The sequence below is a fragment of the Streptococcus sp. KHUD_018 genome (assembly GCF_054861215.1).
Genome location: NZ_CM142176.1, coordinates 1,072,482 through 1,085,452, shown reverse-complemented (window position 1 = coordinate 1,085,452; position 12,971 = coordinate 1,072,482). Strand labels below are relative to the sequence as shown.

General features: G+C 35.4%; 26 protein-coding genes. All 26 read left to right on the top strand.

The annotated features are described in order from the left end of the window. Positions 1-16 precede the first annotated feature (16 nt). The 26 genes from ACVBD2_RS05510 (at position 17) to ACVBD2_RS05385 (ending at position 12,879) form a co-directional block, all read left to right on the top strand. Positions 17-580: a suppressor of fused domain protein gene (locus ACVBD2_RS05510; RefSeq protein ID WP_461685335.1), complete on the top strand. Its 564-nt coding sequence runs from the start codon at positions 17-19 to the stop codon at positions 578-580. A gap of 16 nt (positions 581-596) precedes the next feature. Next, positions 597-860 (top strand): hypothetical protein, encoded by a 264-nt coding sequence (locus ACVBD2_RS05505; protein ID WP_461685334.1) that lies wholly within the window; start codon positions 597-599, stop codon positions 858-860. A gap of 107 nt (positions 861-967) precedes the next feature. Continuing rightward, a complete protein-coding gene (locus ACVBD2_RS05500; protein WP_461685333.1) occupies positions 968-1,126 on the top strand; it encodes an HNH endonuclease in 159 nt (52 codons plus the stop codon). Between the two features lie 8 nt (positions 1,127-1,134). Further along, positions 1,135-1,584 carry an SMI1/KNR4 family protein gene (locus ACVBD2_RS05495; RefSeq protein ID WP_461685332.1) on the top strand — a complete coding sequence of 150 codons (450 nt, stop codon included), beginning with the start codon at positions 1,135-1,137 and terminating at the stop codon, positions 1,582-1,584. Between the two features lie 51 nt (positions 1,585-1,635). Continuing rightward, entirely contained in the window at positions 1,636-1,932 is a 297-nt protein-coding gene (locus ACVBD2_RS05490; RefSeq protein ID WP_461685331.1) for a hypothetical protein, read from the top strand. A 723-nt stretch (positions 1,933-2,655) separates the two neighbouring features. Beyond that, on the top strand, positions 2,656-3,108 hold the full coding sequence (locus ACVBD2_RS05485; protein WP_461685330.1) for a YrhA family protein: 453 nt from the start codon (positions 2,656-2,658) through the stop codon (positions 3,106-3,108). A gap of 150 nt (positions 3,109-3,258) precedes the next feature. Next, a complete protein-coding gene (locus tag ACVBD2_RS05480) occupies positions 3,259-3,858 on the top strand; it encodes a transposase (protein ID WP_461685329.1) in 600 nt (199 codons plus the stop codon). Positions 3,859-3,877: 19 nt separating this feature from the next. Then, positions 3,878-4,570 (top strand): hypothetical protein, encoded by a 693-nt coding sequence (locus ACVBD2_RS05475; protein ID WP_461685328.1) that lies wholly within the window; start codon positions 3,878-3,880, stop codon positions 4,568-4,570. Between the two features lie 215 nt (positions 4,571-4,785). Beyond that, on the top strand, positions 4,786-5,109 hold the full coding sequence (locus tag ACVBD2_RS05470) for an HNH endonuclease (protein WP_084946709.1): 324 nt from the start codon (positions 4,786-4,788) through the stop codon (positions 5,107-5,109). Positions 5,110-5,124: 15 nt separating this feature from the next. Continuing rightward, positions 5,125-5,607 carry a DUF6985 domain-containing protein gene (locus ACVBD2_RS05465; protein WP_084946712.1) on the top strand — a complete coding sequence of 161 codons (483 nt, stop codon included), beginning with the start codon at positions 5,125-5,127 and terminating at the stop codon, positions 5,605-5,607. Between the two features lie 155 nt (positions 5,608-5,762). Further along, positions 5,763-6,029: a MerR family transcriptional regulator gene (locus tag ACVBD2_RS05460; protein ID WP_132973458.1), complete on the top strand. Its 267-nt coding sequence runs from the start codon at positions 5,763-5,765 to the stop codon at positions 6,027-6,029. Continuing rightward, a complete protein-coding gene (locus ACVBD2_RS05455; protein WP_371595040.1) occupies positions 6,013-6,189 on the top strand; it encodes a hypothetical protein in 177 nt (58 codons plus the stop codon). The genes ACVBD2_RS05460 and ACVBD2_RS05455 overlap by 17 nt, the downstream gene beginning before the upstream one ends. A 21-nt stretch (positions 6,190-6,210) precedes the next feature. Further along, the gene (locus tag ACVBD2_RS05450) at positions 6,211-6,681 is read left to right on the top strand and encodes a hypothetical protein (RefSeq protein WP_461685327.1); all 471 of its coding nucleotides are present in this window, start codon (positions 6,211-6,213) and stop codon (positions 6,679-6,681) included. A 20-nt stretch (positions 6,682-6,701) separates the two neighbouring features. After that, on the top strand, positions 6,702-7,085 hold the full coding sequence (imm48, locus tag ACVBD2_RS05445) for an Imm48 family immunity protein (RefSeq protein ID WP_461685326.1): 384 nt from the start codon (positions 6,702-6,704) through the stop codon (positions 7,083-7,085). Between the two features lie 52 nt (positions 7,086-7,137). After that, positions 7,138-7,341 (top strand): SMI1/KNR4 family protein, encoded by a 204-nt coding sequence (locus ACVBD2_RS05440; RefSeq protein ID WP_461686296.1) that lies wholly within the window; start codon positions 7,138-7,140, stop codon positions 7,339-7,341. Between the two features lie 139 nt (positions 7,342-7,480). Beyond that, positions 7,481-7,978 carry a hypothetical protein gene (locus ACVBD2_RS05435; RefSeq protein WP_461685325.1) on the top strand — a complete coding sequence of 166 codons (498 nt, stop codon included), beginning with the start codon at positions 7,481-7,483 and terminating at the stop codon, positions 7,976-7,978. Positions 7,979-8,042: 64 nt separating this feature from the next. Continuing rightward, the gene (locus ACVBD2_RS05430) at positions 8,043-8,324 is read left to right on the top strand and encodes a hypothetical protein (protein WP_461685324.1); all 282 of its coding nucleotides are present in this window, start codon (positions 8,043-8,045) and stop codon (positions 8,322-8,324) included. Positions 8,325-8,357: 33 nt separating this feature from the next. Further along, positions 8,358-8,624 carry a disulfide bond formation protein gene (locus ACVBD2_RS05425; RefSeq protein WP_461685323.1) on the top strand — a complete coding sequence of 89 codons (267 nt, stop codon included), beginning with the start codon at positions 8,358-8,360 and terminating at the stop codon, positions 8,622-8,624. Positions 8,625-8,723: 99 nt separating this feature from the next. Further along, entirely contained in the window at positions 8,724-9,059 is a 336-nt protein-coding gene (locus tag ACVBD2_RS05420; RefSeq protein WP_461685322.1) for a DUF2185 domain-containing protein, read from the top strand. A 138-nt stretch (positions 9,060-9,197) separates the two neighbouring features. Then, complete coding sequence (locus tag ACVBD2_RS05415; RefSeq protein WP_461685321.1) at positions 9,198-9,545, top strand: hypothetical protein; 348 nt, start codon at positions 9,198-9,200, stop codon at positions 9,543-9,545. 140 nt (positions 9,546-9,685) lie between these two features. Further along, positions 9,686-9,859 carry a filamentous hemagglutinin gene (locus tag ACVBD2_RS05410; RefSeq protein WP_461685320.1) on the top strand — a complete coding sequence of 58 codons (174 nt, stop codon included), beginning with the start codon at positions 9,686-9,688 and terminating at the stop codon, positions 9,857-9,859. Further along, the gene (locus ACVBD2_RS05405) at positions 9,856-10,245 is read left to right on the top strand and encodes a hypothetical protein (protein ID WP_461685319.1); all 390 of its coding nucleotides are present in this window, start codon (positions 9,856-9,858) and stop codon (positions 10,243-10,245) included. The genes ACVBD2_RS05410 and ACVBD2_RS05405 overlap by 4 nt, the downstream gene beginning before the upstream one ends. A gap of 296 nt (positions 10,246-10,541) precedes the next feature. Next, positions 10,542-10,766: a hypothetical protein gene (locus ACVBD2_RS05400; protein WP_048778675.1), complete on the top strand. Its 225-nt coding sequence runs from the start codon at positions 10,542-10,544 to the stop codon at positions 10,764-10,766. Between the two features lie 2 nt (positions 10,767-10,768). After that, a complete protein-coding gene (locus tag ACVBD2_RS05395; protein ID WP_084948141.1) occupies positions 10,769-11,140 on the top strand; it encodes an immunity 22 family protein in 372 nt (123 codons plus the stop codon). A 130-nt stretch (positions 11,141-11,270) separates the two neighbouring features. After that, positions 11,271-12,479 (top strand): hypothetical protein, encoded by a 1,209-nt coding sequence (locus ACVBD2_RS05390; protein ID WP_260663449.1) that lies wholly within the window; start codon positions 11,271-11,273, stop codon positions 12,477-12,479. 22 nt (positions 12,480-12,501) lie between these two features. Continuing rightward, positions 12,502-12,879, top strand: coding sequence for an immunity 22 family protein (locus ACVBD2_RS05385; protein WP_084948139.1), 378 nt, complete (start codon positions 12,502-12,504; stop codon positions 12,877-12,879). Positions 12,880-12,971: the final 92 nt, after the last annotated feature.

The following is a 12,971-nucleotide window of genomic DNA, read 5'->3' as shown; positions in this document are numbered from 1 at the left end:
AAGAAAGGGACTTACTATGGAATATGATAAAAAAGAGATAGCTAGAAAGCTTTTAGATGATGTTGGTGGTACTCCAAGAGTATATGCATTTAAAGATGAATCTGGAAAAGAAATTGACATATTTTGTGGTGATGATTCTCCAATTGAACACGTTTCTTCTTACTCCACTGTTGGGTTATCAGACTACACTTTGAACAAAAAGATAGATGATAAATCTTTAAGAGCAGAAATTATTGGTTCAACAGATAGTAGGAATGATTTGTTTCCAAATATAATAAGTGACTGTGCTTTTAAAGTGATGGATGGATCATCTCCTTGTATGCCAGGGACTGTATTTCTAAATGCAATAGATAATTATTATCTAGATTCTAATATGAAGCACATGTTATTGACTATCCCATTTTTATGGGAGTTGCACGATTTGGAATTTGATCATGAATATGTAACTTGGTTGTTTGCAGTTCCGATTTCTGAGTCGGAGTACCATTTTTTTGTTGAGAATGGGTATCAAAAATTAGAAATGTTATTTGAAAAAAACCAAATAGATATTTATGATTTAAATCGTAGTCCTGTGGTTTAGATGATATTTTACGTTGATGAAGGATTCCCTCTTGTTTGCGGAAGGTTTTATTGGTGCAGCTGGCAGTATGGTTTCAGAGACTGCTATCGGAGCTGTAGATTCGACTCAGATCATTGGTATTGCCATTATTGATGGCGTCAATCGCCTAACAGGAGGTAAAACTCCAGAGTGGATGAAGCGTAACTTGCAAGGAACGGCAGATAACCTGTCTAGCCTTGCGGAGTTAGGAGTAGGAACTTACACTGCTCTGACGGATTCAGGAGCGGATCAGCGTGGCTAGGATCCCAATGCGAGCTATGCGGATAAGGCAGTTTATCGTGCTCAAGAGACAGAGGAAAAGCCCTCTGGGATAAAGTTACCCATATGGATGCCTATGACGTAGGAGGATTGACCTTTGAAGTTGCGAGCCTTTTTGTTGGTCCAGCAGCTGTAGGTAATACTTGGCATCATCATCAAGATGGGAAAACGTTACAAGCAGTTGATAGTGCTGTACACAGACAATTTGCCCATCGAGGTGGTATATCAATTATGAGAGGTAATAAATAAGAATGACAATGAAGCTTGATAAATTTGGATTTGCTAATAACGGGGAAATTTTAATGTTAGAAAATGAATTTGAAGTGGTTCTTCCGGAAGATTATAAAAGTTTTTTGTTGCAGGAAAACGGTGGTAGAAATACAGCTTATAGATATAAAAATTTAGTAAGAATTCCTCAAGTTAGTGAAGAAATTAATATTGATGTAATGTTTGGTGTTTCAACGAATGTAAAAAATGGAGATATTAAACAGTGGACAAGTGAATATCAAGATGATTTGTTTCCGAACTCAATCATTATTGGGGACACTATTCAGCATGGCTTCATAGTGTTCTGGCTGAGAAAGGATGATAATGCTGGAATTTATTATTATGATGATACCTATGAATTTGCATCGTCTACTGATGATATGAATACTTATTTTTTGGCAAATTCATTTAGTGAGTTTTTAAATATGGTAGAAAATTAGTGAATAATTATCTACGTGATAGCTTTTTGTAGTATACTTTTGGGTTAGAAAATGCCAGAGTGGATGAAGCGGGACTTGCAAGGAACGGCAGATAACCTGTCTAGCCTTGCGGAGTTAGGAGTAGGAACTTACACTGCTCTGACGGATCCAGGTGCGGCTCAGCGTGGCCAGGATCCCAATGCCGGCTATGCGGATAAGGCAGCTTATCGTGCTCAGGAGACAGGGAAAGCCCTCTGGGATAAAGTTATCCATATGGATGTCTATGATGCAGGAGGCTTGACCTTTGAAGTTGCCAGTCTTTTTGTCGGTTCAGCAACTGTAAGTAAGATGGCGAAGGGGACCAGTTAGGAGCTAAGGCATCTGAGATAATTCATTTAGCCAAGAACAGTATCAATGCAAGAATTCTCGTAAATGTCGAAAAATGGGGTTCAAAGGTTGACAGGATTCTTGCGAAGGGCGATGATGTCATCAAGCGTTTCACCAAAAATCTACTTAAGAAAGAGCTTCCTTTCTCAGTAGGAAGCGAAGTTTTAGCTGGTGTAGGTAGAGTAGGTCATCAGCCAACAGTCGGTGAGGTCTTTCAATATTTTAAGGATAAAGCTCGGTATGTTTATTCAAAACTTTCGAGCTCCAGAGGAGGATTTTCTTGGATTCTATGTGGAGAAAATGTTGAGATACCCAATATTTCTTTGAAAGAAATCGAGTATGCTAAAAGAGCTAGAGAAGAATATCAAAAATTAAGAAGAGAATTTGACTTAACTGTTCGAAAAGAATTTTTAAAGGATATTTCCAAAGATACTGATAAATTACGAGAGTTGGGATTCAGTGATTCCGATATACAAAAATGAGCAGATGGTTTAGACCAAGTTCATCATCAGTTGCCATTAGATGATAGTGGAACATATAGTTTTGAGAATCTTGTCTTAATAAAGAATGATCCTTATCATAAAGTGGTAACTAATTATCAACGGCATATTGTTAAAGGTATGGAAGTTGGAGACTCTAAATTAGTTGATTGGCCATTCTTTACAGCTAATATTTATCCAAATTAGAATAGAGGAGATATAAAAAATGTGGATGAATTTTATTTCAAAAATTTCAGAAATTGAAAAAAAGTACGGCGATTCTGTTAATAGTGGAGTTCCAAATACTGTTTTTTCAGCTCTTATGAAGAAACATAACGTTTGGCCGAATGATGAAGTGATGGAAGATTATAAAAGATTTCTTTCTCAAGTAAATGGAATTGATTTTAATGGTTTCATTTTGTATGGTATTTCTCAAAAAACAAACCCAGATATTATAGATGAAGATGTCTATGATATATTTGAAATGAATATTATTTGGCATGAGGAATCTAGTAACAACAGCTATTTCTTTTTAGGTGAGAGTGGTATGAGTTGGTATGTCTATGATACTTTTGATAGAGTATATAAGGAGTTAGATTTACCTTCAGGAGATCTAGTTAACAAGTATAGTACTCTAGACGACTTCTTGGAATCTGTTTTAAAAACAGCATTGAACTAGCATTAGTAGTTAACTCTAGAAAAATGGGGTTCAAAGGTTGACAATATCCTAGCGAAGAGCAATAATGTCATTAGGAAATTTGGAGAGAAACTATTAGATACTCGAATCCCAGTCGGTATCCGTAAAGAGGCATTTGCCTTTTCGGGAGGTATGGGAACAATGCCTACCTTCAGCGTTGAGAGTAAGACTCTACGTGAGGTGATGCACTTCTCTAGCAAACACGCAGATTATGTGGTGAGAGGTGTAGGTGGTTCTAGTAGGACTACAAGTAAGCTTAGAGATAGTGTCTTAGAAGGAGCAAAATCTGAAGGCAAAGCTAGATATGGTGAACGGAAAATTTCTGATGAAGAATACGCAAAATTGAGGGAAATGACACCACCCAGAAATATTAGAAATAATGTGAATAAAGATATCCAGTTACCGATGCCCGATCCAGCTATTCCTGGTAAGATTATAGAAATTGGAGAAAGATTAGAAGCCGACCATATTGTTTCAATGGATAGGATTACAAAAATGAAAGGCTTCGAAAAAATGACGTTAAAACAAAAACTTGATGTTCTAAATTATGAAGAGAATTTTATCGGATTGAGCAAAACAGCAAACACATCTAAAGGTTCGAAGAGTTATAGAGAGTGGACTAGATATGTAAAAGAAAATATACCTATTTCTGCAGATTTTAAAAGTACTATGATAGCCAAGGAAAGAGAGTTGGAAGTTGTTTTGCAAAATTTAATTGATTCTTTTAATTAAATAATAGAGGTTAGTAATTATGGATAATTTATCAAATATTTTGGGCCGGTATACACTATCAAATTCTGAAGTGGAGATTATAGAGGAGACCTCTAAAATCTTATCGGCAGATATTCCGCAATTTTGGAAAAAAATCTTTCTTTCTGATGACTTTAAAGAAAGAAAAAGCATACTTCTTACAGAATGGCAGAAATTTGTATCAGCAGAATTGTCTAATACAATTTCCTATCTAGATGAATATTTGCTTCGGCTTGACTTGATTTTCTACAATGGTGAATACTCTATATTATATACAATTTCATCCTATGATAATAAAGATGTACTTCTGTATGAAGGTAAGAACCCAGTCTCAGTCGATGAATTAAGGAAAAAATTCGGAGATTTATTTGTGTCATTGGACAGCTCAATAGTAAACTTTTACACAAATATTCATAATGGTTTTTATGATTATAGAAGTAAAAGTATGGGATTGGATCCCGTCAAAAATATAGAGCCGGTATCCTTGTATGAGTGGGAATATATCAAGCAAATAGATTTTAATCTTGAAGCATTATTTACATTTTTTAGTAATGGTATGGGAGACTATATCGTATTGGATATAGATTCTAAATTAGAAAACGGAGCTTATTTATGGTCTAAAATGGATTTGCCTGAAAGAGGTTTAAATTTTTGGAATTATATTGATGAGTGGACAGTAATTGGTTTTGAGTAAGTTTTTATAGAGGCTAAGAGTATTAGAAAGTTTAATGGGGGAGTCCTATTTATGAGTGATAAATTCCTTGAGCTATTTATTGAAAAAACTTTTTATAATGAGCTATTTAGTAAGTTGAAATTTTACATCTACCTTCATAGAGATGAAATAAAAGTTAGATCCTACACTTTATCTTCGATATCCTATAAAACGCTAGATGATTTTACCGTCAAGGAATGAAAGATACACTCTTGTTTGCGGAAGGTTTTATTGGTGCAGCTGGAAGTATGGTTTCAGAGACTGCTATCGGAGCTGTAGATTTGACTCAGATCATTGGTATTGCCAGAAATGCTAACTTTAGACAAGCTGATGAGCTCCTTGCTAGAGAATTAGGGAAAACTCGTCGAGAAATTGTTAAGTTTAGAAAAGAAAATAAACTAACGCGGCACGAACTTAATGACATAACAAGTATGCAACTAGTTCCGAGTATCATAAATAGTAAATTTGGGCATTTAGGCGGTGTTTCAGAAGTTAAAAAGTTGTTGGAATTATTGCAGTAGAAAAAGAGGTGTGAAATGAAGATAGTACATCCTGTTTTTGGGGAATTGACATTTAATAATGGTTGGACTAAGAGTATTAAATTAAATATTTTTAAAAAGGAATTTTCTGTTGAAATAAATATTGATGCAGATGAAGATGCGGTGTTCGATGAAAATCAAATCAAAGCTTTTGAATTTTTTTTCAGTGATATTCAGAACTGTGTTACCCAAGCCGAGAATGGTATTGTTGGATATTATAATTCAATAATTGATGAGGTAATTGATAGACTGGATTCAGATTCTAATTTTGGTCAGAAGTTATTAAATGCTAAAAATAATCCGAGTGAAATCTTTAAATTTTTGACAGTAAAACAAATTATGATTCCGATGAATTTTGATGATAATACACGCGAAGCAGGTTTCATTTGTGATTGTGAATGGGATATTGAAAACGGTGTTGGAATAAAATATATTAATGAACAAATATCAGAAATAGGATTTCAAGACATTTTGCTATAAGGGAGAAACATTAAGTATTGGAAAAGTTGCGTCACAGAAGATTTCTTCATCAGGGACTGTGCTGAAAGGTGGTGCTGACCAAATATTATTACCACAGGAATGGTCGCAGGATTGGGTTGTGGATGTAAGGACTGTCCCTAATTAAGGAGTAGATTATGAGTATGAAATCAATAGAGATAGCCAATAAAATTTTAGAAATAATGGATGAACAGTATCCTTCAGAAATACAGGAAAAAGGAGCAATTAACGCTCTTTATACCATTATTAGATCAATAAAGGAAACAGAAACTATCCCATCGAATGTTCATCTTAAGGATCATGCACGTATGTTGATAGATGCAACTGCTAATTATAATTTAGAAATCATCTACCTACTTCAAGATTTAGATAAGGAATTAAAAAAGAATGAACGTCAAAGATAGTTTACAACGTTTTTCATCAAATAAAACAGAAAAAAATAGGGAACAGCTTCTTTCAAATTTGGAGAAAAGTTCACTTTTTGTTCCAGTAAGATGGATTGATGAGCAGACGTTCCGCATTCTCCATATTCAGGATGGAACAGAAAATTTTTATCTGCAGTAAGTAGTAAGGTGTGTATTTAAAATGAAAATAATTTCAGAAGTAGTTGATAATTTAACTAGTATAAAATTATTAGTGAATTCTCGAAAAACTAATATTCCTATAATAGTGCTAGATAAGTTATCCATTGCGGAAAAAAATATCACAAGTTTAAAATGGGAAAATTTTGTTCTTGAACAACGTGGTGATCTAACCGCATATTTATTAAAAAATGAGAGAGAAACTTTCAAAAAATGGAATGAATTGAGTAGGGATGCAAAAGAAAGAATTATTCCTATTGTTACAAAACAACTGTTTGCTTTAGTTGAAGAAAAAAAAATATTTGAATCAATGATACCCCAAATTAGATTTGATATAATTAATATTTCGATATATTTAACGATAAAGAATGAATGTCTGAATGTAAATTCACCGTTTTTTGATGATTTATATACTTTATATCGATTGGGTTATATTCCCTGTGGCTATGCTAAAGGGAAATATAAAGTATTATAAGGAGAAATAAGGAGAAATAAATGGAAAAGCAATATGTAAGCGAGTCATTAAGAATAGCAAGTGATATTATCCAATTGGTTAAAATTGATCTAAAGGACGAAATGAATAGGCAAATTTTAGCTTCCTATATATTTGGTGTTTTAAATGCTAAAGCAATTCAAGAGTCCATTTCTCCAATCGATGTTCAAGTTACAATGATTCGTGTTGGAATAGAAGCGTTGGGCTATAGTCCAGAGGCAGCTACTCAAATGACGCAATTTGTTATCGATGCCACAGATAAGAATTTCCATCCAACTGTATATACAATAATACATAGAGGAATAGAGGCGTTTTATCTCTATAGTAATGAGAAATACGAGCAACTAAAAGAGGATTTTGATAATATAATGGCATCCATAAAATAAGGTGGGTTTGCTTTAAGAAGAAAATAAGAGAGGAAAGAATGTATTATTTTAAATCGTTAGAGAGACCTATCTCAAATTCAGAACTATCAGAGATAGAAAAAAAATAAATGTAATACTTCCAGAAGACTATAAGGAATTTCTATTAAAAGTTAATGTGGGTATTCCTAAAGAACAGTACTTATCGTTTTTTATTGATGATTTAAATGAAGAAGTAATTTTTGGGACCATACATTTATATTTGATCAGTCGTCGGTAGATTCAAATGTATACTTTTTGGCAGATAATTTTACTAATTTTATAGAAAAGTTATATATTTCTGAACCATAGAAATACAAAAGGGGAATCCTATTTATGAGTGATAAATTCCTTGAATCAGCCAATGTGAGATTTAAGTAATGGTTCAATACGATAAGAATAAGATTTTTACAAGTATTATTACTAGCCGTACGAGAGAGACATTCGAAGTAGATGATACCTTGATTCAACTTGGTCAACAGTTAGGAATGCGTCCGCAGATTTTGCAGGGACTCTATAAGGCTCTGAGAAAACTGGAAGATATCTATGAGTATGTGCCAAGTTTCGGTGCAACTTTTACTTGTCATTTTGATTATGAGAATCAGGAAGCTCAGATCCATTATAATCAACTAGATCAACTATTTTCCATCACGGATTTACAGGATTTTATGGGGATTGTGGACAGTGTCTACAGTCCTATTTATCCTTTAGGTTCTGTTGTTGAGCTAGATTTGGAGCTCTTACCAGAGGAACTCCAGAAAAGCTTAGCGGAGGGGCCAGGACCACTCGTTACGATTTCAGGTCGCAAGATGCCTCTTCAAGAAGGATTTGATGACTATGTGGTACTAGCATCTGGCCCTTGGGTGAGATGCCTGTAATGGATGCTTTTTTCGTTAGTAACATGATGATTGAGCGACTTCGTTTTGAAGGTTACAGTGACGAATGGGGAAGTCAGTTCACAGAGGAGGTTTTGTAACTTCCAGCCCTGAGCAAAATAGAATTCAAGCGAAGATTGATACTGAATTACTTCCCGAATGGAAAAATACTCGAATGTATGAAGTAGAGATTCAAATTCCTAAAGGAGAAACACTGAGTATTGGAAAAGTTGTGCCACAGAAGATTTCTTCATCAGGGACTGTGCTGAAAGGTGGTGCTGACCCAATATTATTACCGCAAGACTGGCCATTAGAATGGATTTCGGATTTCAGAATAGTTTCTAAATGATGGATTATCAATATATTGAGGGAGAAATGAGATATGACAAGTAGTTTAAAGCGAATTGCTGAAAAAATTGTTTTTATTATTGAAGAAGAGTACCCCAAACAAAAAAATGTTACAGGCTCAATTCAAAGTATTTATCAATTAGCAAGTGAAATTGTAGAAAGTGGAGAAGTAGCAAAAAACATAAATCTTAAAAGTCTAGTTAGAATGTTTGCAGATGAGACAACGCATTATCAAAGTGAGATCATTTACTTACTTCAAGATTTAGATAAGGAATTGAAAAAGAATGGACATAAAAGATAGTTTACAACATTTTTCATCGAGCGGGTAAATCTGCGTTAGACTACGCTAAAGAGTTATCTTGGAGAAATGATTTTTTAAATATTTTGGAGAAGTATAAAAATGAAAGTAAGTGATAATTATGGAGGATTTGTTCTATCAAGGAATGTAAAAAATGGATTACCTATTGCGTATACTTACAGAGAAAAACCTCGACTGTTACAATTAAATGGATGGACTATTTATTCTAGTTCCGATGATGAGGAATACGTAAATAATCCCAAAAATTTTGAAATTGTATCAGCAAAAACCATGTTTTCTATTGCACCCGTGATGGAAGAAATTTTTGAAGCGAAGTATGGGACGAATTTAGCGTGGCTATACGAGGAGGGGGGGCATGTTGGTTTCTATGATTTAAATGAGGAAAAAGAGGTAAAAATATCTGAAATTTTAGATTAGTTATATATAGTAGTATTATCATGAAGGAGTCCTACTTAAGCCAAGGCAGAAGCGATTGAGGCTGCTAAACGCAAGGCAGAACAAGAAGCCGCTGAGTGAGAAGCTTCTTATCGCCGTCATCACCCCATCCAAGCTTGGATGAAGGATCTCTCGAATGAGCTTGGTTCCTGGTGGGGAGATGTCGTTGAGGGAACACGAAATCTGCCTATTCCACAGGACTTGAAAGATACTCTCCTGTTTGCGGAAGGTTTTATTGGTGCAGCTGGAATTATGGTTTCAGAGACTGCTATCGGAGCTGTAGATTTGACTCAGATCATTGGTATTGCCAGTATTGATGGCGTCAATCGCTTAACAGGAGGTCAAACTCCAGAGTGTATGAAGCGGGACTTGCAAGGGACGGCAGATAACCTGTCTAGTCTTGCGGAGTTAGGAGTAGGGACTTACACTGCTCTAGTAAACATGCGGATGATGCAGTACGAGGAGTAGGTGGTTCTGGGAAGGCGGAGCGAGTCACACAAGCTGTCAATAATATGTCGGAGTTTTTTGAGACAGACTTTGGAAAAAAGATTAGGGACAATCTTAGAAAGACGAAGAAACAATATGACGGGCAAAGTGTTTATGAGGTGATGAAGAAGGTTGATAGAAATTTGCGCAAAGGAGATTACCTGTATTTGGATGGTTTACATATGGACCATTTTGAAGTTTTTGATAAACGTGGTAATTTGAAATCTGTACTTAATCTTGATGGTACTTTAAACACAGATAAGTTATTAAAAGCTAAAGGAAGGAAATTACATTGAAGGAAGAAATCTATAAACTTTATGAGGTGTGTAAACGATTCAATTCGAGGCTAGGATACTCGTTAGAAGAAAATAAAAAATTAAAAGATTTTAAAGAATTGATAGATGATAATCTATCTGATGACTTTCAAGAGCTTATGTCAGGTATTTCAGCATTCAAGGAAGAAATAATTAATCAAAGTATAGCTGATGAGCAATACAGTCAATTCTATTACGAGTTATTGTCTTCGATGGCTAACTTTTCTTCTTACTTTGCAGATTTGCATGAAATAATTTTTGATCTAAACAAAAGACGCAGATTTAAAATGGGAGAAATTACCAAAGAGGAGTTAGTCAGTTCAGATGAAATAATTTTAGACGATGAGGACGATGAATCTGGAAATTAAAGAATAGATATTTATTGTTTTTCTAAACGCATTAAAGATTTTGTCCGGCGGATGATGTAGTACGAGGAGTAGGTGGTTCTGGTAGGACGGAGCGAGTCTATGATGATATTATTCCAACAGTTAAAAATGGTAAATTTAATGAGTGGTTTGATAATTTAGCTCCAGAAGAACTAGAGAAATTATGGGAAATCCCAGAATTACGTAAAAAAATCGAAGATAGAATAAGAAGACCAGGTGGCTACCATGAATGGCATCTTGTTTCTCGGACTCCTCAATTTAAAAAATGGGGAGTTTCCATGGATGATATCAAAGAAATGAGAAGTTTAATTGAAGATGTGCAGTTCATAAATCCTCGTGGAGTACATGGAGGACGGGGCTCTACAAAAGCTCATAATGAGATATTAAAAATTATTGATTCGTCATATGATTATGAGGAATTTGCACACAGATTAAATGAATGGGCAAGTCGAAGAATGAAAAATGGAATTTTAGATTTACCAGAAGGATTGAGAAGGTATTAAAAATGAAACAAAAAGTATCGTTATGGCTTGGTAATTTTGCCAGTCAAGAAGAATTTCAAGAATACTTCAAAATTTCATATAAAGAGGATGGGGATAGCGTTTCTTCAGAATTTGAGACAGACTTTCATTTGTCGTACTACGATAGAGATTTAGTTGAAAAAGATTGGGTTGATGTTCCTGAAAATAATATTGATGTTTTGCTTGAAGGTTTCTCATACGATGAAGAGATTATTATGCAGTTTCCTAAAATATCATCAACCTATAATACAATTGTTTTGATTTATGATTTTGATTATTCTAAAGAAGAATTAAAAGTAAGTAACAATGGTTCTGGGACATTAGAGTTTATTGGTATCGCAGAATACGATTACTAAGCGTAGCATATAAGGAATTCTGGCACATCATCACCCCATCCAAGCCTGGCTGAAGGACCGCTCGAATGAGATTGATTCCTGGTGGGGAGATGTTGTTGAGGGAACACGAAATCTACCGCTTCCTCAAGGGATGAAAGATATCCTCCTGTTTGCGGAAGGTTTTATTGGTGCAGCTGGAAGTATGGTTTCAGAGACTGCCATCGGAGCTGTAGATTTGACTCAGATCATTGGTATTGCCAGTATTGATGGCGTCAATCGCTTAACAGGAGGTCAAACTCCAGAGTGGATGAAGCGGGACTTGCAAGGAACGGCAGATAACCTGTCTAGCCTTGCGGAGTTAGGAGTAGGAACTTACACTGCTCTGACGGATCCAGGAGCGGCTCAGCGTGGCCAGGATCCCAATGCCAGCTATGCGGATAAGGCAGCTTATCGTGCTCAGCAGACCGGAAAAGCCCTCTGGGATAAGGTCACCCATATGGATGCCTATGATGCAGGAGGCTTGACCTTTGAGATTGCGAGTCTTTTTGTTGGTCCAGCGGCTGTGGGTAAGATGGCTAAGGGTACCAAGCTAGGAGCCAAGGCAGCTGAGATGATTAGCTTAGCCAAGAACAGTACCAAGGCAAGAATTCTCGCAAATGTCGAAAAATGGGGTTCAAAGGCTGACAATATCCTGTCTAAGAGCAATAATGTCATTGGGAAATTTGGAGAGAAATTATTAGATACCCGAATCCCAGTCGGCATTCGTAAAGAGGCAGTTGCCTTTGCGGGTGGTATGGGAACCATGCCTACCTTCAGAGTTGAGAGTAAGACTCTACGTGATGTGATGCACTTCTCAAGTAAACATGCGGATGATGCAGTGAGAGGTGTAGGTGGTTCTGGGAAAGTAGAGCGCTTCTATGATGATATAAAAAATATAACAGCTAAGGATATTCCAACAGTTAAAAGTGGAGATTTTGAAAAATTTTTCAATTCTCTAACGGTAGAAGAGTTAGACTTTATTTGGAAGAAAAAGGAACTACGTAAGAAAATTGAACGTCAATTAAGATATCCTGGTGGAATGCATGAGTGGCATTTAGTTTCAAGGACTCCGCAATTCAAGTATTGGGATATAACTGCCGAAAAAATTAGAGAGTTACGTACTGCAATTTCAGATGTAAAGTTTATTAACCCTGAAGGAGTCCATGGTGGTTTAGGTTCTACAAAAGCACATAATGAATTGCTGGAAATTATTGATTCGTCGAAAGATTATGATATGTTTGTGAGAAGATTAAATATCTGGGCTAATTATCGTCTTGAGGGAGGAGTTCAGGTATTACCTAAGGGGCTAAGAATTCCATAGCTAATAGAAAGGATTTAATAAAATGGAAACAGACAATACGGTATCTATTTGGATAGGTAATTTCAAAAATTTAACTGAGTTAGAAAATTATATTGATCTAACTTATGATAATGAGGGAGAGATCGTTGTTTCTGATTTTTTCAACGATTTTAAGATAGATATTAATGATATAGATGAAGATTTAATTGAAAAAGCAGTTTTGCCAAATGAAACAAACGATATATCTATTATTTTGCGCACTGCTTCCTATGAGGAACAGTTGTTGTGTGAATTGAACGCATTAGAGAGTCTGACTATAAATAAAGGCAATGCAGTTGTACTACTCTATAACTATGCTTATGATGGCTCTGTAAAATCCTCAGATTATTTAAATTTTATTACAAGTGTAGATTATAGATGAAACAATAACTTAGGAGTTTTATTGCCGTCATCACCCCATCCAAGCTTGGCTGAAGGATCGCTCGAATGAGATTGCCTCCTGGTGGGGTGATG